The sequence below is a fragment of the Vagococcus carniphilus genome, assembly GCF_014397115.1.
In the GTDB taxonomy this organism is placed as follows: Bacteria; Bacillota; Bacilli; order Lactobacillales; family Vagococcaceae; genus Vagococcus; species Vagococcus carniphilus.
Genome location: NZ_CP060720.1, coordinates 1,262,383 through 1,286,740 on the forward strand (window position 1 = coordinate 1,262,383; position 24,358 = coordinate 1,286,740).

Below are 24,358 nucleotides of genomic sequence, written 5' to 3' on the forward strand. Positions count from 1 at the left end.
CTTCAACCTTTTTATGTACTAACTATTAAAAAAATGAATGAAAAAGTCTTCAACAAATTCAACTAAATGATTATGGTATACATTTTCTAACCGACAAATTTTAACAGTCCAACTAAAATGAGGGGTGATTGGGCGAGAGAGTAAAGTATTTTCAGAGTAGTGTGGCACGATTGGAGCCGGTAAGATTGTCACTAAATCAAGCGATTCACACATACTTGCTAATAAATCCCAAGCACCAGACTCAAAAAAAATATGAGGTGTAATACTAGCAACTTGAAAATTTTTCTTTATTTGATGATGAATCATAAATGTGCTGTTTAGTAGAATGATTCTTTCATTAGCTAAATCATTATAAGTGAGAGGCTCTTTACTTTCAGCAAAAGGGTGTTGTGTATTAAAAACAACTACAGCTTGATCTTCAACAACTGTTTTACTTTGTATATTGTTAGTTGTAATTGGATCGATTAAAAAAGCAATATCAATCTCTTGAAGTAATAACATTTTTTGTAATTCATAAGCTCCGGCTTCAACTATTTCTAATTGAATATTAGGATTTTCTAGAATAAATTGCGGAATAGCTTTTTTAAATAAAACTGTCAGTATAACTGGAGGAATGCCGACTTTAATAGTTCCCTTAATAGTTTCTTTATTGATTCTTAAATCTTGCATTAATTTATCATATTGTTCTAAAACAAGTAGAGCATTTTGATAAAATTCTTTTCCAATAGGTGTTAAATCAACCAATCGACCTTTAGATCGGACAAAAAGTTCAACATCTTCTTTGTCCTCGAATTCTTTAATAAATTTAGTTAGTCCAGGTTGAGAGATAAGTAAAATCTTGGCTGACTGAGAAAGATTAAAATTATTTTCAACAATTGTTGTAAAATACTCTAAATGTTTAATATCCATATGAGACAAGCCTCCAAAAATATAATGATAAGGAAAGAAATAAAAATGTATCTTAAAGACATTGTAGCGAAATACTCACCAAACATAAAGGTAAAAAACAATTTTTTTACTATAGGAATTACAGGAAATATAGCTTCGGGAAAATCAACATTTGCTCAACGACTAAAAAATGAATTAAAATTAATTTTCCCAGATGAAAAAATTGAAGTGATTTCAACAGATGATTTTTTATTCAATAATCAATATTTAATAAAAAAGAAACTATTTAATGAGAAAGGATGGCTATCTAGTTATGATCAAGAAAAAATTATAACATTTTTTAATGATTTAGAAATTAGCCATCAAGCAAGCATTAAGGGATGTTATTCTCAAGTAACTGGTGACATAGAAGATGAATGCTATTTTATTGATTTTCCAACAATTTTGATTATTGAGGGAACGATGACATTAACAGAACTATTCTCTTCGTATATTGACTATTCTATCTATTTAGAAGTAGATTTAACAACTAATTATAGATGGTTTGAGAAACGCTCACTAGAGAATTTAAAGACAAAAAAAGAATATACTCACTTAACAAAAAACAGGGCAAAGCCACTAATTAAAACTATTTGGGAGATAACAAATTTAAAAACTTTCGAAACCTACATTCTTCCTCATAAGTCGTGTGCCAATCTTTGTGTAAATTTAGATTCCAATCATCAAATTAATTACGTTATTTAAAATAAAAATGTGATTATTAAAATACCTCTTGAAAACAATTTCACTATTTGATACACTCAACCAAGTGATAATGATTATCAGTTTCATTATCGAACATCAAAGGGGGAATTATAATGAAAAAGAAGGTATTAATATCTAGTTTATTATTATTTGGTTTAACGCTGACAGGTTGTACTTCTCAAGTAGCTAAAGAAGAAACAAAAGAGACTGCAACAAGTTCAGTTAAAGAAGAAAAACAAGAAAAGAAAGAACAAACAATTTCTTATTTAGATAAAGAGTATCAAGTGAAATTTCCAACAAAAAATATTGTAGCAGCTAGTTTAGAACCAATGGAAGATGCAGTTGCATTAGGGGTTAAACCATCAGGAGCAGTTAGTGTTGGAAATGATATTCCAGAGTACGTGGCAAGTGATTTAGGTAAAGATGTTGTTAATGTCGGAGATAAGTTTAGTCCAAACGTTGAGCTATTAACAGGTCTTAAACCAGATGTTATCTTAGGTTCAAGTAAGTTTGATGATAGTGTAACAGCTAACTTAGAAAAAATTGCGCCAACTATCAATGTATCTCACTTATCTGGAAGTTGGAAAGACAACTTAGTGTTACTTGGAGAACTTTCAGGTAAAAAGGAAAAGGCCGATGAATTGATTAAAGAATATGAGAAAGATCTTGAAAAGTTAAAAGAAAATCATAAAGAAATCAGTGACCAATCTATTGTCATTTTACGTGTTCGTGATGGAGAATTATGCATGTATGGTAATCAAGTTTACTACAACCCAATGTTTTACGATGAAGTAGGATTTAAAAAACCTGCAGAAATTGATAAAGTAAAAGGTCAAGAAACAATTTCGGTTGAACAATTTTCAAAAATTAATCCAGATATTTTGTTAGTACAATTTGCAGCTGGAGAAAACAAAGGGCATGAAAACTTTGTAGACGAACTAAAAAGTAATCCTGTTTTTAAAAGCATGAAAGCTGTTAAAAATGATAAAGTTTACTTTGATATTGTCGACGGTGGTTATCAAGGCGGTACTTATTTAAGTAAAAAAATCATGTTAGAAAAATTATCGGGTCAAATTTTAAACTAAAAAAGGTGGAGTGAAGGTGAAACGAATTAGTAAAAAATTCATCCTTATTAACCTTTTAATGATTTGTACAGTTGCAGTTATTTTGCTTTCACTAACCTTTGATTTATCTATTAATTATTCAGATATCTGGCAAGCATTAACTCATTTTAATCCAGACTCTACTGAACATGTTTTAATTATTTCTAGAGTATCAAGAGTGATTGTGGCTTTACTCGTTGGAGCTAGTTTAAGTTTAAGTGGACAAGTGATGCAACTTCAATATCAAAACGATTTAGCAGATCCATCATTAATGGGAATTTCTGATGGTTCTGCTTTAGCTATTTCGATTTTGATGATCTTTAATCCAGAAGCTAAAATGCTTGAGAGGATTATTATTTCATTAGTAGGTTCTTTGGTTATTTATCTTTTGTTATTTATCATTAATCAAAAAATGATTAGTCAAAGAGATAAACTAAGTTTGCCGTTGTTAGGAATTATTCTAAGTTTATTAATTAGTAGTGTAACAACATTTATTGTAACTTATTTTGATATTGCTCAATCTGTTACTGCTTGGTATGCTAGCCGGTTATATCGTGTTTCTTTATCAGATGTCATTTATTTTTTACCAGTTTTAATAATAGGAATTATTTTATTATTAATTCTTAGAAAAGAAATGAATGTCTTTTCTTTTGGTCCAGAAATGACAACTGTGATAGGGATGAATCGTAAGTTGTTAAATACTCTCCTATCATTAGTAGTCGTTTTACTAACAGGAATTAGTGTGGCTATTGTAGGGAGAATGGCATTTATTGGATTAGTTGTTCCACACATGTCTAAACTACTAGTAGGTAAACGCTATGGTGATACGCTTCTTATCACTCCTATTTTAGGAGGTTTTCTGGTTTTAGTTAGTGATTATTTATCTCGTATTCTAAACTATCCTTTTGAAACACCTATAAGTGTTGTTATTGCCTTCTTAGGTGTTCCTATCTTTTTATATTTAGTTAGAAAGGGGACGAATATGAGATATGATTAAAAAATATCGTGGACTGTTTGTATGCATTATTCTTTTTCTAATAACTTTTTTACTAGGTTTGAAGATGGGAACTGTTAAATTAAGCGTAACAGAAACCTTACAACTTCTTTTTTGGAATCAAGGGACAAAAGAAAATCAGTTGATTTTTCACACCTTTAGAATTCCACGAGTACTAACTGCTTGCTTAGTAGGAATTAGTTTGTCCATGAGTGGGGAAATACTTCAAAAAATCACAAGAAATAAAATTGCTGATGCAGGTATTCTAGGTGTCAGCTCTGGTGTTGCTTTTGGTGGTGTGTTCTATTTCTTTCTGTTAGGGAACTATGTTGAAAACTTAACAGTTATTGGTGAGATGAGTTTGATGTTTTTTGGACTGTTAGGCGCCATCTTTGCTCTTAGTTTAAACTTAATTTTATCTGTATCTCATGGAAAACTGAATATGTCCCGTTTTATTTTAAATGGCATTGGTATTAGTTCCGGATTTTCTGCTCTAGTTACTTTCTTTTCGTTAAAGATTAATGCAGATAATTTCTCACAAGTTAATAGCTGGTTACAAGGTTCGATTAGTCAATCCAACTGGTCAAGTGTTCAAAAAATGAGTTATTGGATACTACCAATTTTATTATTGCTCTTTATTCTTTCTCCAAAACTTAGTTTATTAAAATTTTCAGATACTCACCTTGAATCAATTGGATTTCAAACCACATGGTGGCGATTAATTTTTATTCTTTTTGCCGCTATATTAATCTGTGTGAGTGTTTTAAATGCAGGGACGATTGGTTTTGTTGGTTTAATTGTTCCGGCTTTAACTAAAATATTTTTTAAAAGTGAGGGTAAAGGTTATCTATTAGGTGTTTGTTTAAATGGAATGAGTTTATTACTTATCTGTGACTTACTAGCTAGAACATTGTTCATTCCAAATGAGTTACCATTAAATGCCATGTTAGGTATTATTGGTGTACCGTATTTAATTTATCTCGTTTATCAATCAAGGAAAGGTGTGCTTAAGTCGTGAAATCTGTACCATTTGAAAATATCTTTTTAGATATTCACCAACCATCGGGTATTTCTGAGAATGAAAAAATTAACTTACTTTATGTTTTAGATGGAGATGCTTTTTCAACGATGATTGCTGAAGCTGTGAAACTTCAAATGAGAAATTCTCCAAAAACAGGTGTAGAACCAACATTAATAGTAGGTATTTCTTATCATAGTCAAGATAGCTTCTCAAGAGATCGTCGTTTCTTAGATTTTACACCTAAAAAGGAGAAACCATCTTTGGAGAATGATAAAAGGAAAGATTTTCCAGAGGGTGGTCAAATAGAGGTCTTTTTATCTCAATTAAATAGGGTCCATGAATATATCTCAAGAAATTATTCAGTTCGAGAAAGTAAAATTGGTTTTTTTGGTCATTCATTAGGTGGTTTATGCGTATTAGAAGGATATTTAAGTCAACAACTTCCTTTTGTAACAGACTATCTTGCTGTAAGTCCATCATTATGGTGGGACCAAGGAACGTTCTTTGAGAGATTAGTAAGAACTAATATAACTGACAAAAAAAGAGTAGCAATTGCAGTTGGAGAAGATGAAGGTGATATGGTTGAGTTTGCTTACAAAGCTTTTATAGCTCTAAAAGAAAGACAGTTAGTTTCTGATATCTCATATTATGAAGCATCCGAAGAAAATCATATGTCAGTTGTTTTCCAAACAATTAGTCGAAATTTAAGGTGGTTTTGTAAATGATGATAGAAAAAAATATTCTGGAAGTTAAAAATATTAGTTTATCCTATCAAAAAGACCCGATTGTTAAAGAATTAGATGTCAGTTTTATGAAGGGGAAAATCTCTGTTATTATTGGTCCAAATGGTTGTGGTAAATCAACTTTACTAAAAGGAATTAGTCGTTTACTGAAAAAAGAAACAGGCTCGATTATTCTCAATGATACAAATATGGATGAGTTATCCAATAAAGAAATTGCTAAACAGTTAGCTTTTTTACCACAAAGTGCTACCGCGCCAGAAGATGTAACCGTTAGAGATGTGGTCGAATTAGGACGATATCCATACCGAAAAGTTCTGCAGAAAGTAAGCCAAGAAGAAAAAATTATTGTAGATGAAGTGCTTCAGCAGACGGGCCTTTTTCATTTGCGGGATGAAAATATCAATAACTTATCTGGTGGTCAAAAGCAAAGAGTATGGATTGCAATGGCCTTAGCTCAAAAAACTGAAATTATTTTACTAGATGAGCCAACGACTTATCTTGATTTGGGACATCAAATCGAAGTGTTGAATTTGTTAAAAGAATTAAATGAAACGACAGGCCAAACGATTATTATGGTCCTTCATGATTTAAATTTAGCTTCACGTTTTTCAGATTATATGATTGGTATGAAAGATGGAAGAGTGGTCTATGAAGGTGTACCAACTGAAATGATGACGCCAACTATTTTAAAAGATTTATTTGGGATTGAAGCCTATATCGGTGAGGATCCAGTTGATAAAAAGCCGATTTGTTTACGTTTTGATTAAGATATGTTCCTTAACTAAGTGATATAGTTGAAAAAATAGTTAATTAATGCTAAAATTTTCCAAATTACTTAAAAAGGGGCGGACTTAATTGATGACTCGTTCAAACAAAAAAATAATCCATTTAGCGGCTTTTTTTGGAGCAATTGTTTGTTTAAGCCCAATTCCGTTTTCAGACTCCATTATGTTACTTCCAATACAAAGTCTAATGATTACGAAATTATATCGTTTACATGATAAAAAACTGACTAAAGGTTTAATGAAAGGTATAATGACTTCTATGACAGTTTCTGTTGTAGGCAAGTCTTTAGCCGGAAATATAATAAAGTTGTTCCCAGGAATTGGAACATCCTTAGGAATTTTTATCAATGTTATCGTTGCTGTGGCTTTAACTGAAATGATTGGTTTGTCTGTTGCAGAAGCATTAGAAAAAAATGAAATAGACAATACAAATGATTTAATAAATGTTTTAGGAAGAGCAACAAAATTAATTGCAAAATAAGATAAAAGAACAAAAATTAGGTATATAATTTTTGTTCTTTTTTATTTTTTTATTTCGGAAAACTTACTTTTATTGTTCCACTTTTTTTATCCGCTTTTTCTTTAAAAACGTATAGTGGTTCCTTGTTTTATATGGTAGGATAACGTTATCAACCGTAATTTATAACACATAAATAAATTAATGGTTTGTTTAAAAAATAAAAATAGTCGAGGTGCCAACATGGGAAAAATTCGTATTAATAACCTTAAGTTTTATACAAAAAATGGTGTTTTAAAAGAAGAGCGTGTTTTGGGTCAACAATTAGAAATAGATGTTGAATTAACCATGGATATTAATAAAGCGGGTAAGACTGATAACGTTCAAGATACAGTGAGTTATGCAGAAGTAAATGATAGAATACATGAACGTTTAGAAAATAGTTCGTTCGATTTAATGGAAGCAGTAGCTTCAGCTATTTTAGATGATATTGAAAATGATCATGGAGAAAAACTAGATAAAGCTTTAATTAGGATAAGAAAATATAGTGTACCGATGCCAGGTATTTTTGACAATATTGAGATTGAGATGGAAAGAGAGATGACTAAGTAATGACAGTTGGTTATCTTGCTCTTGGAAGTAACATGGGGGATAGGCTTGCTACTTTGAAAGAAGCTGTGTATTTATTGTCAAAGTCAGAAAAAGTAACTGTCTTAAAAAAATCTCTTATCTATGAAACAGAACCGTATGGAGGGGTTGCTCAAGACAACTTCTTAAATGCAGTTTTAAAAATAGAGACGAACCTTTCTCCTTTAGAATTATTAGAATTAACACAAGGAATTGAAAACTCTTTAGGAAGAAAGCGACTTGTTCGTTGGGGACCTAGAACAATTGATATTGATCTACTTTTACTTGGTACTGAAGAAATAGCTTCTGAAAAACTAACAATTCCACACATTGAATTAAAAAAACGATCTTTTGTCTTAATACCTTTAAAAGATGTTTATGAAGAGGAGACTTTATTTAATGAGACATTAGATGAGTTGATTGAAAAAACAGGAAACAAAATGGATGTATGGAAAAGTAAAGAAAGTTGGTAAATCATGGAATTAGAAAAAAAAGAAATTATTGAAAATGCAGTAACCCAAATATTAGAAGCAATTGGAGAGAATCCAAATAGAGAAGGGCTAAAAAACACACCAAAACGAGTGGCCAAAATGTATGCAGAGATTTTTAGTTCTTTAGAAGGGCCAGAGTTCGATGATTATGCCTTATTTGATAGTCGTAATGATGAAGATATGGTATTAGTTAAAGATATCCAGTTTTATTCAATGTGTGAACATCATCTATTGCCATTTTTTGGTAAAGCACATGTTGCTTATATTCCTGATGGTAATAAAGTCTTAGGTCTAAGTAAGTTACCACGATTAGTGGAATACTGTGCTAAACGTCCAAGTGTTCAAGAAGATTTAACGATCATGATTGCTGAACAATTGATTAAACATGTTCCCGTTAAAGGTGTTGCTGTTTCAATTGAAGCTGAACATATGTGTATGACGATGCGTGGTGTGAAAACACCACATAGCTCAACTAAGACATTCCACTATACAGGTATTTTTAAAGAAGATAGAGAGTGGAAAAATGATTTTTTAAAAGCGATTAATTAAGGTGATTACTGATGGAAATAATTGTAGGGACTAACAATATAGGTAAATTAAAAGAGATGCAAGATAGTCTTTCAAATAAGTCTTTTATTTTAATTTCATATACCAATCGCTATGGAAAATATATAGACGTTGAAGAAACAAAATTAACATTTAAAGAAAATGCCAAAGAAAAAGCAGAATCTTTTTCATCTAGTTTAAATTTACCAGTTTTAGCAGATGATGGAGGATTAATACTGGATGCTTTTCCTGATATGTTAGGCGTTAAGACTGCTCGATTTTTTGAAAAAGGATTAACAGACTCAGAAAAAAATGAAAAATTACTGTCTTTAATGACTAATGAAACCAATAGAAAATTGTCTCTTCATGCAGCTCTTTGTTATCAATATCCTAATGGTAAAACAATAATAGTCGAAGAAAAATTGGATGCAATGCTGAATAAAGAGGAAAAAGGGAATAAAGGATATGGTTTTGACTCCATTATTTTTTTACCAGAAATTGGAAAAACGCTGGGAGAACTGCCTCTTGAAAAGAGAAATGAGTACAGTCCGAGAGTCAGAGCCCTAAATAAAATAACTCAATTGATAAAAGAGGAGGTAACTAAAAATAATGACTAAAGTAAAAATAATGGGAATTGTTAATGTTACACCGGATTCATTTTCTGATGGAGGTCAGTTTTTTGATGCTAAAAAAGCAATTGAGCATGGCCTGTCATTAGTTGAAGATGGGGCAGATATTCTTGATATTGGTGGACAGTCAACAAGACCTGGATATATAGAGGTTTCTGCAGAAGAAGAAGTGAAAAGAATTAAGCCTGTTATAGAAGGATTACGTCAAAAAACGAATATCCCGATATCCATTGATACTTATTTTCCGGAGGTAGCAGAATGTGCTCTTTCTTTAGGTGCTAATATGATCAATGATGTTAGAGGTTTTGATATCAAAGGAATGTTAGATGTTGCTCTTAGATATTCAAATAGTGAATTAGTTATCATGCACTCTAGACCAAGAAGAAAGGAACTAACGGTTGAAGAAGATTTACATCAATTTTTTAAAGAAAAATATGAGGAATGTCAAAAAGTAGGAATTGCAGATAATCGAATTATATTTGATCCAGGTATTGGTTTTGGCAAAACTCTAGAAGAAAATATTAAGATATTACAACAACCAGAATTATTTAGATTTAAAGAATACCCATTGTTGTATGGTGTTTCAAGAAAAAGAACCATTGCTCATCTTATTGAAGAAAAACGTCCTTTAGAAAGAGATTACGCCTCTGTTGCAGCTAGTCTATTTTCTGCTACTAAAGGAGTAGAAATAGTAAGAGTGCATCAAGTTAAAGGAATGAAAGATTCTTTAAAAGTTTGGAATCAATTAAATTAAAAAAGAGAGAAATCAGAAAAAGAAATGATTTGAAGTTAAGTTCAGATTGTTTCTTTTTTTTGTTGCTTATTTTTCATAAAAAGGAGTATTAATAAAAGTTAGAAATACTATAAATGAAGAAAAAAACAGCTTGTTTGTGAAATGAGAATTTCACAAAATATCTCTTAAATGTTGATATAACAGCTTTTTTTTGACAAGTCAAATAAGGAATAGTGATTATTCTAATTAGTGAACCGCTTTAGAAAAATATAATGCTATACTTTGTTCACAGATAGTAAGCGCTTTAAAAATTGAAAGGAGTCAGACAGAAAGTAAATTTGAAAGCGCTCATCACAAGTCATGCTCATCAATTCTTTTAGCATTACTTGGTGAATTGCACAAAGAAAGGAGCGTTGAAGTTTTTAAATAATTCTTTAGGTTTGAAATTGTGAAACTAATAATTAATTGTTACTTACTTTTGTTATCTCCAAAAAATTTAAGTAAGAGAACGGCCATTTCAACCTAACAAAAAATAGGTACTGATATACATTTAGTCTATTAAACATGCTTATTAAAAATAGTTTTACTGGTTAATAAGCTTTAAAAGTCCCACAGTAATTATTTACATATTATTAATAATTTAAACTTTGACAAAGAATAATTGGAGGTATAAATATGTCTGATAGTGGAACTCATCAGTTAAAGAAAACGTTAGGTTTTACAGTAGCTTTAACAACAATCATTGGGATGGTTGTTGGGTCTGGGATCTTTTTTAAACCGTATGCAATATTTAATGCAACAGGTGGTGCACCTGGTCTAGGAATGTTAGCGTGGGTTATTGCAGGTCTGTTATCTATGGCAGGTGCTTTAACAGCGGCAGAAATTGCAGGTATGATTCCTAAAACAGGTGGGATGGTAACTTACATCCACGACATTTATGGACCAAAACTAGGCTTCATGACTGGTTGGGTGGATTCAGCATTGTATCAAACTGGATCAACAGCAGCAATTGCGGTTGTATTTGGAATTCAAGGTGCAAGTTTATTAGGTTTTCCAGCAGATAACTACTGGCCAAAAGTTTTACTAGCTATTGGAACAACAGGTTTCTTAGCAGTAATGAATAACTTTGGTGCTAGAACAAGTGGTATCATTCAAAATATTGCAACAGTTGGTAAGCTAATCCCATTAATTACCATTATTGCAGTGAGTTTCTTTAAAGGAACAGGTAATGATGTTTTAACTCCGTTACTTGGACCAGATTTGAATCCAGGTAAAGCTTTCTCTCTAGCATTATTAGCAGCATTATTTGCTTTTGATGGTTGGATGGGTGTTGGTATGATTGCTGGAGAAATGAAAAATCCAGGAAAAGACTTACCAAAAGCGCTTATTTTAGGGATTACAGCCGTATCTCTTATCTATATTGTAATGAACGTTGCTTATCTTTGGGTAATTCCAGCAGATCAATTGATGTTAACAGAAACACCAGCAGCTGATGTTTCTAAAGTTTTATTTGGACCTCGAGGTGGTCAGTTTGTTTCTATTGGTATTTTAATTTCAGTGTTCGGGGGACTAAATGGATACGTCTTTACGGCAGCTAGATCAACATTTACTCTTGCTCAAACAAACCGTATTCCATTTAGTAAAACATTACAAAAAGTTAACAAAAATGGTGTTCCATCAAATGCTACTTGGTTTGTATTCATTGTGTCATCATTATATTGTTTAACAGGTAAATATGACTTACTAACTGACTTGTCAACATTCATGGTTTGGAATTTCTATATTTTAACATTCTACGGAGTTATTAAGTTAAGAAAATCTCATCCAGATGCTGAACGTCCTTACAAAGTGCCTTTATACCCTATCATCCCACTTATTGCTATTTTAGGTGGAGCGGCAGTTGTTATTAGTACAATTATTACTCAGTTTACTTATGCAATGGCAGGTATTGGTATTATGTTATTAGGTTTACCAGTTTATGCTTATTATGAGAAAAAAGAAAAAAAGGCAGAATTAAATAAATAATTAGTCTTAAATAATCAAACTGTGACAAAAATATAAAAATTTTTGTCACAGTTTTTAATTATCAACAATAGGAAGAAGGAAAAAAGATGATTCCAAGTCATACAAGACCAAGTCGTGTAGTAGTAGATTTAGCGGCTGTTGAACATAATGTAAAAGAAGAAATAAAAAGAATAGATGATTCAAAAGATTTATTTGCAGTTGTTAAAGCTAATGGATACGGGCATGGAGCAGTTGAAGTTGGAAAAACAGCTATAAAAGCAGGAGCAAAAGGATTATGTGTTTCCAACTTAGATGAAGCATTAGAATTAAGAAGAGCTAACATTGTTGTTCCAATCATTGTCTTAAGTTATGTCTCACTAGATTACGTTGAATTAGCGATTGCTAATGATATTACATTAACAGCAACTAATTTAGACTGGATTAAAGGACTAGATGATCAACTGACACGTCCTTTAAAAGTTCATTTGAAGATTGATAGTGGTATGGGGCGAGTAGGTTTAAATAATTTAGATGAGATGAAACTTGCTAATGAGATTTTAAAACGTAATGAGTTAATTGATTTTGAAGGATTGTTCACTCATTTTGCCAAAGCTGATTCATTAGATACTACTTATGTGAGCCTTCAAAAAGAAAGATTTGAAGAAGCCATTGCTATATTTGGGCCAGATATTAAGTATATTCACGCTTCAAACTCAGCGTTAGCTCTTTGGCATGATGCTTGGTGTAGTAACTTAGTTAGATTTGGTGTAGCAATGTATGGTATGAATCCTTCAGGAACAGAAGTTGATGAGCCATTTGAACTAAAACAAGCTCTGACATTAGAAACAGAAATCACTCATATCAAGGAACTAGAAAAAGGTGAAAAAGTTGGTTATGGTGCTACTTATGAAACAACGGAAAAGGAATGGATAGCGACTTTACCAATTGGTTATGCAGATGGCTTGATTAGAAAGTATCAGGGTTATGAAGTATTGGTTGACGGTAAGAAAGTTCCAATTGTTGGTCGTATTTGTATGGATCAATGTATGATTCGTCTGACTGAAAAAATGCCTGTGGGAACTAAAGTAACAATATTTGGTAAAAATGGCGAGTTATTTAACTCTGTTCAATCAGGAGCGGAATATGTGGAAACGATTAATTATGAAGTGACTTGTGATTTAACGGACCGTTTACCGAGAGTTTATTTGAATAATTTTTAACAAATTAGGTATATACAGATTTGTTATTTTTCATAAATAATAGTTTATTAGACCTAAATCCCTATGTTTATAGGGATTTTTTTATTCTTAAATATAGAATAGTGATTATTCTATATTGTGAATAAATAGATTAGAGGATGGTGATATACTTTAATCACCGGTTAAGAAAGCGCTTTTAAAGATGGAAGGAGAATGGGATAAAAAGATGACGGATAAAAATTCGAAGACGGTTGATGAATCGTCAAACAATCTAAAGCGATCGATGAAAGTCCATCAAGTTGTTATGCTTGGTGTGGGTGGAACGATTGGGACAGGTCTTTTTGTTGGGTCAGGTTACACAATTTCTAAAGCAGGACCAGGAGGCACACTACTTGCTTACGGTTTTGGTGCCTTAATCATGTATTTAATGATGATGTGTTTAGGAGAGTTATTAGTAGCTAAGCCAATTGCAGGTGGTGTTCAAGCCTACGCGACTGAATTTATTGGAGATAGCATGGGATTTACAGTTGGTTGGGTGAAATGGTTATCATACGCAATCACCATACCAACACAGTTAGTTGCTTCTGGTATTATTATGAAAAATATTTTTCCAAGTGTTCCAGAATTAGTCTGGATTATTCTATTCATGGTATTACTTTTCTTCATGAATGCTCGTCCAGCTGAAAAATACGGAAATATCAATTTTTGGTTTAGTAGTATCAAGTTCATTTTAATAATTGTCTTTGTAATCGTTGGTTTAGGAATGATTTTAGGAATTGGACAACCTGAACCGATTGGTTTCTCAAACTTTACAAGTCACGGTGGTCTTTTCCCGAATGGTCTTAAAGCAGTTGTAATGACAATGATGATTTCAGCATTTGCTTATGGTGGGGCTGACCTTTTTGCTGCTACTGCAAGTGAAAGCGAAAACCCAGAAAAAGATATGCCTGTTGCGATTAACTCAGTTATTTTAGGTTTAGTTATTTCTTATTTTGTGAGTTTCATCGTTTTACTTGCAATTTTACCTTGGAACCAAGCTGATTTAGCAGGAAGCCCATTTGCTTACGTTTTCCAAAAAGCAGGTTTCAAATCAGCAGAGCTAGTTGTTAATATTGTTGTTTTAACTTCAGCTTTATCTTCTTGTAATGCGTTTATCTACTCAAGTACAAGATCATTATGGTCAATGGGGCAATACAAACAAGCTCCTGGCTTTGTAACAAAAGTTAACAAAAATGATATTCCGATGAATGCTTTAATTATTACAATGTTATTCGCATTAGGTGCTGTAGTTTCAAGTATTCTTTCTCCCGATTTAGTGTATTTATTCTTAACGTCACTAATCGGAATCAGTAACATGTTTATCTATGTACTATACGGTGTTTGTGTCATGAAATTTAGAAAGCAAATGAGTAAAGATAATATTTCTGTAGACACTTTAAAATATAAAACACCTCTTTACCCATTAATTCCTATTTTACTAATCATCTTATCAGCAGTTGTTTTTGTAGGAATGTTCTTTGATCCAACACAAAAATCAGCTCTTATCGCTGGTATCCCAACTTACTCATTAATCTTCTTAGGCGCTCATATTTATTACAAAAATAAGGGCAAAAAAGAAAATAAATAAATAATTAGATAAAGGAGCTTGTAAAAATGTACAAAACATTAGCAGAACAAAATGATTTAGCAAAAAGAATTGAAGAGTTAACTATTAGGTTAACAAATGTAATTAGTGTGACTGAAACAGCAGGAGAAATTGATGTTAGTCAAGAAGTTTTTGATATCTTTATGGAAATGGATTATTACAAAGAACATCCAGAAGATGTTTACATTCAAGATATTCCAACAGATCGTTTAGGTAGAAAAAATGTGATTGCTATTCTTCGCGGTAAAAAGAATAATAGCAAAAAAGCTATTTCATTATTGGGACACACTGATACTGTAGGAATTTCTGATTACGGTACATTGGTTGATTTTTGTAACAAGCCTTACGAATTGACAGAAAAAATGTCAGAAATCATTCATACATTACCAACTCATGTTCAAGAAGATATGAAGTCAGAAAAAGAAGATTTCTTATTTGGTCGTGGAATCTTTGACATGAAGAGTGGAGATGCCATCATTATCGCTTTAATGGAAGCTATCTCTAAAGATTTAGAAAACTTTGAAGGTAATATTATCTACACAGCAGTTTGTGATGAAGAATCAAACTCAGCAGGTATGTTTGCAGCTGTTCCAGAATTAAATCGTATTCGTAATGATAATGACTGGGATATTTTAGGCATGATCGATACTGACTATATGACAAATGAATACCACGGAGACGAAGACAAATATGTTTACGTTGGAGCGGTTGGTAAATTAATGCCTTCATTCTTTGTTGTTGGACAAGAAACACACGTTGGTGAATCTTTCAACGGATTTGATCCAAACCAAATGGTTGCTGAATTAACTAAGAAAATCAATATGAATACAGAATACTGTGATATTGCAGAAGGTCAAGTAACGTTACCACCATTAACATTAAAACAACGTGATTTAAAACCTGAATATTCTGTACAAAGTGCTAAAACATCAACATTATTCTTCAACTACGCAACTCATAAGAGTACACCAGATGAAGTCTTAGAAAAAATGGTTGCTGTAGCGAAAGAATGTATGCAAACAACAATTGATGATTTAAACAAACAATATAAAAACTTCTGTGAAATGTCTAAAATTGAGCACAAAGTTTTACCATGGAAAGAACATGTTATTACTTATGATGAATTATATGCAAAAGTTAAAGAAGAAATGGGTATTAAATTAGACGTTATCATTAGTGAATTTGAAGAAGAGAAATTAAAAGATGAAAAAATGGATGAAAGAGATTATTCATTAGCTTTAGTTGAAAAAGTACATAGTCTATGGTCTGATCGTGATCCTGTAATCGTTGTTTACTTCACACCACCTTACTACCCACACATCTTTGTAGATGGAAAAACTGAAAAAGAACAAAAAGTTCTTAAAGCAGTTAAAGATGCAGTAAGTGAAACAGAAAGTGATTACAATTTAGTTTACAAAAACTTCTTCCCATATATTGCAGATATTAGTTTTGCAGCAGCACCTCAAGGAGAAGATACAATTAATGCATTGAAACATAATATGCCTGGATTTGGAACAAAATACATTATGCCTTTAGATGATATGGCTGAGTTGAACTTACCTGTATTAGACATTGGACCATTTGGTAAAGATGCTCACAAATACACAGAACGTTTAGAAACAAATTATTCATTCAATATCACACCAGAATTAGTTTACCGCACAATGGTTAATTTACTTTCTGGCAACTAAATTAGTGAAAAAAAGTAATAAAAAGCGTTTTTCTTTTATTTCATGATAGTAACTATTCCTGTTTGGCAATTTTATTCCGGTTTATTGCTTTATAATATTAAATATAAAGCGCTATTATAGAAGAAGGAGAGTTGTAGATGAAAAATCCGAGAATTGTTGTTGATTTGAACAAGCTGAAAGAAAATATTGATTTTTTAACCTCTCACATAAAAGATCATCAAGATATTTCAGTAACAGCAATCACTAAATCTTTTTCTGCTCACCCAGAGATTATCGAGCTTTACGACAATTGTGAGGGCATCGATTACCTTGGGGATTCACGAATTGAAAACTTTATTAAAAATGAATCCGCTTCAAAGGAAAAAGTTCTGGTGAGAATACCGATGATGACAGAAGTTGAAGAAGTTGTGAAATATGTAGATATCAGCTTTAACTCTGAAATCGAAGTAATCAAGAAATTAAATGAAGAAGCGAAAAAACAAGGTAAAACGCATAAAATTCTTTTAATGGTCGATCTTGGTGACTTACGTGAAGGTATCTTTGAAGAAGAAGATGTGTACACAGTAGTCGGTCAAATCTGCGAGCTAGATAATATCGAACTGGTGGGATTAGGTGTTAACTTAACTTGTTATGGTGCCGTTATTCCTACAGAGAATATCTTGCAAACATTAGTAGATTACAAGAATCAAATTGAAGAACGCTTTGATGTTACTTTATCAATGATTTCAGGAGGTAACTCAAGTTCAATTTATATGTTAGGACAAGATACAAAAGAAAATCTACCAAAGGGTGTTACTAACCTAAGAATCGGAGAAGCTTTTGTACTTGGAAGAGAAACCGCTTACGGTAAAGATTATAAAGAAATGCATCAAGATGTCTTTACATTAACAACAGAGATTGTTGAGTATAAAACAAAACCTTCTTATCCAATTGGAGAAGTTGGGGTAGATGCTTTTGGTAACAAGCCAACTTTTGTTGATAAAGGATTAATGAAACGTGGGATTGTAGGAATTGGAAAACAAGATGTAGATGATACAGCAATTGTTCCAGTTGATTCACGTCTTGAAATCATTGGTTCAAGTTCAGATCATTTAATTATTGATTTTACAAAAGCTAGTGACGATTACAAAGTGGGCGATGAAGTTTCATTCCATATTGATTATGGTTCATTACTAAGTTGCTTCACAAGTGAATATGTTAAAAAAGATTTTATTAAATAAAATATAAATTATTATTAGGAGGAAATACATATGCAAAACGTAAAAGTAATTATCTGGGGAATGGGAGCTATGGGCTCTGGAATGGCACGTATGTTAATGACTAAAAAGGGTGTTGATATTGTTGGAGCAATTGATATTGGCGACAAAATCGGCAAACCAATTTTTGACCACCTAGGTGAAACGTTTGAAGGAAAAGAAAACATCAAGATCGGTACTGTTGAAGAATATATCACAGAAAAAAGAGCTGACGTTGTTTTATTATGTACAGACTCATTTACAGCAAAAGCTTTCGATAAAATTAAATTAATCGTTGAAAACAAAATGAACGTTGTAACAAGTGCTGAAGAAATGGCTTTCCCTCGTGCGCAAAGTCCTGAATTAGCAGATAAAATTGACGCATTAGCTAAAGAAAATGGCGTTTCTGTTTTAGGAACTGGTATCAACCCAGGATTAATCATGGACGTATTAGTATTAGTAATGACTGGAGCTTGCACAGACATTAAGAAAATTACTTCTCGCCGTGTAAACTCTTTATCTCCATTTGGAGCAGCAGTTATGGAAGAACAAGGAATCGGAATTTCTGTTGAAGAATTCGAAAAAGGTAAAAAAGAAGGTACTTTAGCTGGACACGTTGGATTCCCAGAATCAATTTCATTAATGTCAACAGCTTTAGGATTAGATTTAGACGAAATCGTTCAAGATATGGAACCAATCGTAACTGACGTTGATCGTGTTGCTCCTCATGGCGAAGCAAAAGCTGGCTCAATTGCTGGTGTTGCAATGAAAGCTTGGGGTAAAAAAGACGGCGAAACTGTTATCGAAATGGATCACCCACAACAAATTGAACCAGAACAAGTTGGTGTTAACACTGGAGATTATGTAATCATCGATGGAAATCCAGCAATCAACGTTGTTAACTCTCCAGAAGTTGAAGGTGGAGTAGGAACAATTGCTATGTGTGTAAACATGATTCCACAAACAATTAACGCACGTCCAGGATTAGTGACTATGATTGATTTACCAATCCCACATGCTATCTTAGGTGATTTCAGAGATCAAGTTCACCCAGAAGCTAAGATCGTAAAATAATATAACACTAAGTAATGGAGGCTTTATAAATGATTAAGAAAAATGAATGGGTACAAGTACACTCAATCGTTCTTACAAAAGAAGAAAGAGCGCCACAAGTCCCTGAAGATACAAAAAATGTTCCACTAGAAATGTGGGTTAAAGGTTACTTAACTGAAGATGCTGAAATGGGAGACGTTGTCACTGTGAAAACAGTGACAGGTCGCCTAGTTGAAGGGAAACTTGTTCAAGTGAATCCAACATTTAGACATAGTTTTGGTGAATTTGTACCAGAAATTTTAGAAATTGACCGTACTGTGCGACAAGAACTTTTTGGAGGTGATTATTAATGTCTAATAACAGTTATAAAGCAGTCATGGATCGTAAGAATCAAATCGTTCAAGACTCATTGAAAGTAAACTATGATGATTTCAAAATTTCTGATGTAGCATTTGACTACGAAAGAATGATGGAAGAAACTGGTTATTCAATCGACGAAATGATTGAAATTCAATCTAAATTAGGTGTTGGTAATACACCAATCGTAGAACTTAAAAATATTAGTGCTCTTTCTCGTAAATATGCTCCTAAAGGAAAAGGCGCTCGTATCTTTGTTAAAGATGAAGCAGCAAATGCTTCAGGAAGCTTCAAAGACCGTCGTGCAGCAGTTTCTTGTTACCATGCTAAAAAACTTGGTTACACAGGTGTTGTAACAGCAACAAGTGGTAACTACGGTGCAGCAGTTGCTTCTCATGCAGCTAAATTAGGCTTAAAATGTATCGTTGTTCAAGAATGTTTTGACTCTAAAGGTGTTGGACAACCAGAAATCGTTGAAAAAGCTCGTAAATGTGAAGCTTTAGGTGCTGAAGTTGTTCAATTAACAGTTGGACCAGAATTATTCTACCAATTCTTACAAATCGTTGAAGATACAGGATACTTCAATGCTTCATTATATACACCATTCGGGATTGCCGGAGTAGAAACGTTAGGTTATGAAATTGTTAAACAATTCGACAAAGAAGTCGGCAAACAACCAGACGTGGTTGTAGCAACAAACGCAGGTGGAGGTAACTTAACTGGTACTGCAAGAGGCTTGCGTAAAGCTGGAAACACAACGACTAAAGTTGTTGCAGCAAGTGTTGATTTAACTGGATTACATATGGCTTCTGATGGAGATTTCAACAGAAAATCATTCACAACAGGACATACTGGATTTGGTGTTCCATTTACAACAGGACCTGACAGATCAGATGTACCTCGTTCAGCAGCTCGTCCATTACGTTACATGGACCGCTATGTAACAATGAGCCAAGGTGAAGTTTTCTACATTACAGAAATGTTAGCTAACTTAGAAGGTCTTGAAAAAGGGCCAGCAGGTAATACTTCTTTAGCAGCAGCATTCGCTATTGCTCAAGAGATGGATGAAGATCAAATCATCTTAGTTCAAGAAACTGAATATACTGGAGCTGGAAAAACAGTTCAACCACAATTATCATTTGCAAGAGAAAATGGTGTTGATATTAAATTTGGTAACCCAAGAGAAGAAAAACCAGGTGTTAATATTATTTTACCAGAGTCACCAAAAGCAATTGAAATTAAAGATGTTGATTTAAATAGATTAAAACGCTCAGCAGTTAAAAATGCGACAAAAGGTATTGAAAGAGAATTAACAGCAGAAGAGTTTGATTACTTAGCAGAAGAAATCAACGACAGTGTTGAAAAAGTGAAAAGTCTTTTAGAAGAACTAAAAAATTAAGAGGTGACTAGGATGAAAGAAGTAACATTTGAAGAAGCAAGAAAACATCTTGCTGGCTTATCAGACGATGAATTAAAAGAGCGTTTCTGGGCTTTATCAGAAGAAATTATGGAACCTATGTTAGAAATGGGTAGAGAGTATACTTCTCCATCTATCGAACGTTCTATTTTACTAAGAATGGGATTTTCTTCAACTGAAGCAACAGAAATCGTAAACCGTGTATTAGCTCATGAATTAATGGGTAAAGGTGCTGGACATATTGTTTACCGCATCGCTAAAGAAAAAAATATTGAAGTAAGAGAAGCCGGAGTAAAATTAAGCGAAGGCGAATATTGGGACGATGTTCTTAATATTTTCAAGGGAGGTAACTAATTATGTCAGAAACAATTAAATTAGATAAAAATAAAAAATTAGATGTTAAAGAGATTCTTACTGATTTAGAAAACTACCGCCCTAAACGTCGTGGTTGGGTATGGAGAACTCCAGTACCAAATTATCAATTACATAAATTTGAATACAAAGATATGGCTGAATCATTGAAACAATCTGTTCCACTTCCATCAGCTAAATACTTTGGAAATATCGACCCTCAAGGTACGTCATCAATTACAACTGAAATCGCTTCTGGTCGTTTTGAAGATGATATCAGACGTATGCGTATGGCTGCTTGGCACGGTGCTGACCATATCATGGTTATCAGAACTGCTGGTCAATCTCACTTTGAAGGATTAATTGAAGGAACACCTCAAGGTATCGGTGGTATCCCAATTACTAGAAAACAAGTTCGTGCTCAAAGAAAAGCATTAGATGCTATTGAAGAAGAAGTAGGACGTCCAATTAACTACCATAGTTATGTATCTGGTATTGCTGGACCTGAAGTGGCTGTTATGTTTGCTGAAGAAGGCGTAAACGGAGCCCATCAAGATCCACAATATAACGTTTTATACCGTAACATTAACATGGTTCGTTCATTCGTAGATGCTTGTGAGTCTAAAAAAGTTATGGCTTGGGCTGGAATTGCTCAAATCGACGGAGCTCATAATGCGAATGCAACTGCTCGTGAAGCTTGGAAAGTTATGCCTGAGTTAATGGTACAACATGCTCTTAACTCTGTATTCTCATATAAAGTTGGTATGGATAAATCTGACATCTGTCTATCTACTGTACCTCCAACAGCTCCACCAGCACCATCAATGTTCTTAGATTTACCTTACGCTGTAGCATTACGTGAATTCTTTAGTGAATACCGTATGCGTGCACAACAAAATACAAAATACATGGAAGCTTCAACTCGTGAAGCAACTGTAACTCACGTACTTAACTTATTAATTTCTAAATTAACAAGTGCAGATATTCAATCAACAATTACTCCTGATGAAGGCCGTAATGTTCCTTGGCATATTTATAACGTTGAAGCTGTAGATACTGCTAAACAAGTATTCCAAGGCTTAGATGGATTTAATGAAATGGTTCAATTAAAAGATGATGGACCATTGCGAGAGCAAGCACGTGAAATTAAAGAGCGTTCTGTGTTATTCTTAGAAGGAATGATCGAAGCTGGCGGATACTTCCAATCAGTTGAAGATGCGTTCTTCGTTGACTCAGGTAACTACCCTGAAAGAAATGAAGACGGAATTTCAAGAAAAATCAACGGTGGAGTTGGCGCCGACACAATTTACAAACGTGACGAAGATTATATGGCTCCAGTTACAGCTCACTTTGGTTATAATAATGTGGCTCAATATGACGAATCAGCTGTTGAAGATCCAGCTAAATTAATTGGTGGATCAACATTTGAAAAACCAGAAAAAATCATCTTTATTGACGAATTAGACGAAAATGATAACGTTAATTTACGTCTTGAAGAAACAAAAGAATTCAGAGAAGAAGGTTTAATCAAACCTGAAGCTGAATGGCAAGGTGACGGAACAGTTCTATTAACATTTATGATCCCAGAATCATCTCGTGTTGCAGAATTTGCAGCTCTTGAAATGGGTAAAAAAATGGGCTTAGATGACTGTGAAGTTATCAATAAAGAAGTAATGCAAGCAGCAGAAGGAACTCGTATCGAAATGAAAGGTCGTTTACCATTTGCCATTGAAAAAGATTCATTAATCATCCCAGAAGAACCAATCGTTATGTCTGATGATGAAATTCGTGAAGATATCAAACGCAAGAAAATGGTAATCGTAGCTGGTACTGTCGGCGAAGACGAGCATTCAGTTGGATTAAGAGAAATTATTGATATTAAACACGGCGGAATCGAAAGATTTGGAATTGAAGTTCACTACTTAGGTACAAGTGTTCCTGTAGAGAAATTAGTAGATGCAGCAATCGAAATGAATGCTGATGCTATCTTAGCTTCTACAATCATCAGTCATGATGACATTCACTACAAAAACATGCAACGTATCAATGATTTAGCAATCGAAAAAGGAATCCGTGAGAAAATTATGATCATGGCTGGGGGAACTCAAGTTATTCCTGAAATCGCTACTAAACATGGTATGGACGCAGCATTTGGACGTGGAACAAATGGATCTAACGTAGCAACTGCATTAGTTGAAAGACGTCGGGAAATGGAAGAAAAATAGTATGAAAATAGATATCTTGGTAGCAGAAATAGGCTCAACAACAACAGTAGTTAACGCGTTTCACAATATCCATACAGACACACCAGAATTTGTCGGACAAGGACAAGCCGCAACAACAGTTGAAGAAGGTGACGTTCGTATTGGATTAGAGAATAGTATTCAGGATTTACAACGTAATTTAAAAGCTGATACTCTGACTTATGATGAATTATTTGCTACTTCATCAGCAGCAGGTGGCCTAAAAATGACGGTTCATGGGTTAGTTTTTGATATGACTGCAAGAGCAGCAAAAGAAGCGGCTTTAGGTGCTGGTGCCATTGTTAAGATGGTAACAGCTGGTAATATGAGACGAACTGATATTAAAAAAATTCAAGAAGAAAATCCTAACATTATCTTAATCGCAGGTGGCGTTGATTACGGCGAAAGAGAGACCGCTTTAAATAATGCTGAGAAATTAGCAGAATTAAATTTACCAATACCAGTTATCTATGCCGGAAATATCGAAAATGATGAAGAAGTTAAATTAATTTTTGAAAACTATGACAATGATTTGTACGTTGTTGAAAATGTTTTCCCTAAAATTGATGAACTTAATGTTGAACCAACAAGAAAAGTCATTCAAGATACTTTTGAAAAACATATCGTACATGCTCCTGGGATGGAGCATGTGTACGATATCGTTAATGGAACAATCACACCAACTCCAGCAGCTGTTATGAATTTAAGTAAATTAATTCATGATAGAATTGGAGACGTGCTTGTAATTGATGTAGGGGGAGCAACGACAGATGTTCACTCTGTTACAGAAGGAACAGAAGCAATTGCTAAAATACAAGTTGCACCAGAACCTATCGCTAAGCGAACAGTAGAAGGTGACCTTGGTCTTTACGTCAATAAAGAAAATGTTATCGACTTGATCGGTGAAGAAGAACTTGAAAAGCAAGGATTTGATTTGGAGACTTTTAGGAAAGAATATCATTCGATTCCTAAGAACGACCAAGAAAGAAAGTTAGTAGAGATTCTATCTGAAGCTGCAACTCTCACTGCAGTCGAAAGACATGCTGGACAAATCAGATATGTTTACGGTCCGACTGGACGATCAACACTTGCACAAGGTAAAGACTTATCGAATGTTAAATTCGTTATTGGAACAGGTGGTGCTTTAACAAGATTGCCAAATGGTCCAGATATTTTGAAAAAAATACCTAAAGATAAAAAGTCTAAATCGCCTATCCTTTTGCCTACTGGAACAGTGAAAGTTTTAATCGATCATGATTACATAATGGCCTCATTGGGAGTGTTAGCTTTCAAATATGAGGATGCAGCGTTAAAATTGCTTGAGCAGTCATTTGGTGAAAATGTCTTTGAACAAGCAGCAAAAGAAAGAGAATCAGAGGAAGTTTGAGTAAAAGGCTTTCAA

General features: G+C 33.3%; 24 protein-coding genes. 23 read left to right on the forward strand and 1 reads right to left on the reverse strand.

Features of this window, described 5'->3' with window-relative positions:
- Positions 1 to 18: 18 nt before the first annotated feature.
- Entirely contained in the window at positions 19 to 909 is an 891-nt protein-coding gene (locus H9L18_RS06310; protein ID WP_126791756.1) for a LysR family transcriptional regulator, read from the reverse strand.
- Between the two features lie 45 nt (positions 910 to 954).
- Here H9L18_RS06310 and H9L18_RS06315 point away from each other — a divergent pair, with 45 nt between their 5' ends.
- The 23 genes from H9L18_RS06315 to H9L18_RS06425 all read left to right on the forward strand — a co-directional run bounded on the left by H9L18_RS06315 (position 955) and on the right by H9L18_RS06425 (position 24,343).
- Positions 955 to 1,632 carry an AAA family ATPase gene (locus tag H9L18_RS06315; protein WP_185847402.1) on the forward strand — a complete coding sequence of 226 codons (678 nt, stop codon included), beginning with the start codon at positions 955 to 957 and terminating at the stop codon, positions 1,630 to 1,632.
- 113 nt (positions 1,633 to 1,745) lie between these two features.
- Entirely contained in the window at positions 1,746 to 2,717 is a 972-nt protein-coding gene (locus tag H9L18_RS06320; RefSeq protein ID WP_126791753.1) for an iron-siderophore ABC transporter substrate-binding protein, read from the forward strand.
- 16 nt (positions 2,718 to 2,733) lie between these two features.
- Positions 2,734 to 3,732: a FecCD family ABC transporter permease gene (locus tag H9L18_RS06325; RefSeq protein ID WP_246433318.1), complete on the forward strand. Its 999-nt coding sequence runs from the start codon at positions 2,734 to 2,736 to the stop codon at positions 3,730 to 3,732.
- The gene (locus H9L18_RS06330; protein ID WP_246433319.1) at positions 3,725 to 4,747 is read left to right on the forward strand and encodes a FecCD family ABC transporter permease; all 1,023 of its coding nucleotides are present in this window, start codon (positions 3,725 to 3,727) and stop codon (positions 4,745 to 4,747) included. The genes H9L18_RS06325 and H9L18_RS06330 overlap by 8 nt, the downstream gene beginning before the upstream one ends.
- Positions 4,744 to 5,475, forward strand: a complete 732-nt coding sequence (locus H9L18_RS06335) for an alpha/beta hydrolase (protein WP_126791751.1) — start codon at positions 4,744 to 4,746, stop codon at positions 5,473 to 5,475. The genes H9L18_RS06330 and H9L18_RS06335 overlap by 4 nt, the downstream gene beginning before the upstream one ends.
- Positions 5,472 to 6,260, forward strand: a complete 789-nt coding sequence (locus H9L18_RS06340) for an ABC transporter ATP-binding protein (protein WP_246433320.1) — start codon at positions 5,472 to 5,474, stop codon at positions 6,258 to 6,260. The genes H9L18_RS06335 and H9L18_RS06340 overlap by 4 nt, the downstream gene beginning before the upstream one ends.
- 91 nt (positions 6,261 to 6,351) lie before the next feature.
- Positions 6,352 to 6,759, forward strand: coding sequence for a DUF697 domain-containing protein (locus H9L18_RS06345; RefSeq protein ID WP_126791749.1), 408 nt, complete (start codon positions 6,352 to 6,354; stop codon positions 6,757 to 6,759).
- A 219-nt stretch (positions 6,760 to 6,978) separates the two neighbouring features.
- Positions 6,979 to 7,347: a dihydroneopterin aldolase gene (folB, locus tag H9L18_RS06350; protein ID WP_126791747.1), complete on the forward strand. Its 369-nt coding sequence runs from the start codon at positions 6,979 to 6,981 to the stop codon at positions 7,345 to 7,347.
- Entirely contained in the window at positions 7,347 to 7,835 is a 489-nt protein-coding gene (gene folK, locus H9L18_RS06355; RefSeq protein WP_187559362.1) for a 2-amino-4-hydroxy-6-hydroxymethyldihydropteridine diphosphokinase, read from the forward strand. Before folB ends, folK begins: the two co-directional genes overlap by 1 nt.
- A 3-nt stretch (positions 7,836 to 7,838) precedes the next feature.
- Positions 7,839 to 8,402, forward strand: a complete 564-nt coding sequence (gene folE / locus H9L18_RS06360; protein WP_187559363.1) for a GTP cyclohydrolase I FolE — start codon at positions 7,839 to 7,841, stop codon at positions 8,400 to 8,402.
- A gap of 11 nt (positions 8,403 to 8,413) precedes the next feature.
- A complete protein-coding gene (locus H9L18_RS06365) occupies positions 8,414 to 9,016 on the forward strand; it encodes a non-canonical purine NTP pyrophosphatase (protein WP_126791745.1) in 603 nt (200 codons plus the stop codon).
- Entirely contained in the window at positions 9,009 to 9,782 is a 774-nt protein-coding gene (gene folP / locus H9L18_RS06370) for a dihydropteroate synthase (protein WP_246433321.1), read from the forward strand. The genes H9L18_RS06365 and folP overlap by 8 nt, the downstream gene beginning before the upstream one ends.
- A gap of 654 nt (positions 9,783 to 10,436) precedes the next feature.
- On the forward strand, positions 10,437 to 11,786 hold the full coding sequence (locus tag H9L18_RS06375; protein ID WP_126791743.1) for an APC family permease: 1,350 nt from the start codon (positions 10,437 to 10,439) through the stop codon (positions 11,784 to 11,786).
- Positions 11,787 to 11,872: 86 nt separating this feature from the next.
- A complete protein-coding gene (alr, locus tag H9L18_RS06380; protein ID WP_126791741.1) occupies positions 11,873 to 12,985 on the forward strand; it encodes an alanine racemase in 1,113 nt (370 codons plus the stop codon).
- Positions 12,986 to 13,190: 205 nt separating this feature from the next.
- The gene (locus tag H9L18_RS06385) at positions 13,191 to 14,591 is read left to right on the forward strand and encodes an amino acid permease (RefSeq protein ID WP_126791739.1); all 1,401 of its coding nucleotides are present in this window, start codon (positions 13,191 to 13,193) and stop codon (positions 14,589 to 14,591) included.
- Positions 14,592 to 14,617: 26 nt separating this feature from the next.
- On the forward strand, positions 14,618 to 16,300 hold the full coding sequence (locus H9L18_RS06390) for a M20/M25/M40 family metallo-hydrolase (protein WP_126791737.1): 1,683 nt from the start codon (positions 14,618 to 14,620) through the stop codon (positions 16,298 to 16,300).
- 137 nt (positions 16,301 to 16,437) lie between these two features.
- Positions 16,438 to 17,520, forward strand: a complete 1,083-nt coding sequence (gene orr / locus H9L18_RS06395) for an ornithine racemase Orr (protein ID WP_126791735.1) — start codon at positions 16,438 to 16,440, stop codon at positions 17,518 to 17,520.
- A 30-nt stretch (positions 17,521 to 17,550) separates the two neighbouring features.
- The gene (gene ord, locus H9L18_RS06400; protein WP_126791732.1) at positions 17,551 to 18,609 is read left to right on the forward strand and encodes a 2,4-diaminopentanoate dehydrogenase; all 1,059 of its coding nucleotides are present in this window, start codon (positions 17,551 to 17,553) and stop codon (positions 18,607 to 18,609) included.
- A 29-nt stretch (positions 18,610 to 18,638) separates the two neighbouring features.
- Positions 18,639 to 18,938, forward strand: a complete 300-nt coding sequence (ortA, locus tag H9L18_RS06405) for a 2-amino-4-oxopentanoate thiolase subunit OrtA (protein ID WP_126791730.1) — start codon at positions 18,639 to 18,641, stop codon at positions 18,936 to 18,938.
- Positions 18,938 to 20,344: a 2-amino-4-oxopentanoate thiolase subunit OrtB gene (gene ortB, locus H9L18_RS06410; RefSeq protein ID WP_126791728.1), complete on the forward strand. Its 1,407-nt coding sequence runs from the start codon at positions 18,938 to 18,940 to the stop codon at positions 20,342 to 20,344. Before ortA ends, ortB begins: the two co-directional genes overlap by 1 nt.
- 12 nt (positions 20,345 to 20,356) lie before the next feature.
- Complete coding sequence (locus H9L18_RS06415; RefSeq protein ID WP_126791726.1) at positions 20,357 to 20,716, forward strand: ornithine aminomutase subunit alpha; 360 nt, start codon at positions 20,357 to 20,359, stop codon at positions 20,714 to 20,716.
- A 2-nt stretch (positions 20,717 to 20,718) separates the two neighbouring features.
- Positions 20,719 to 22,938 (forward strand): D-ornithine 4,5-aminomutase subunit OraE, encoded by a 2,220-nt coding sequence (gene oraE / locus H9L18_RS06420; protein ID WP_126791724.1) that lies wholly within the window; start codon positions 20,719 to 20,721, stop codon positions 22,936 to 22,938.
- A gap of 1 nt (position 22,939) precedes the next feature.
- The gene (locus H9L18_RS06425) at positions 22,940 to 24,343 is read left to right on the forward strand and encodes a GlmL-related ornithine degradation protein (RefSeq protein WP_126791722.1); all 1,404 of its coding nucleotides are present in this window, start codon (positions 22,940 to 22,942) and stop codon (positions 24,341 to 24,343) included.
- Positions 24,344 to 24,358 lie beyond the last annotated feature (15 nt).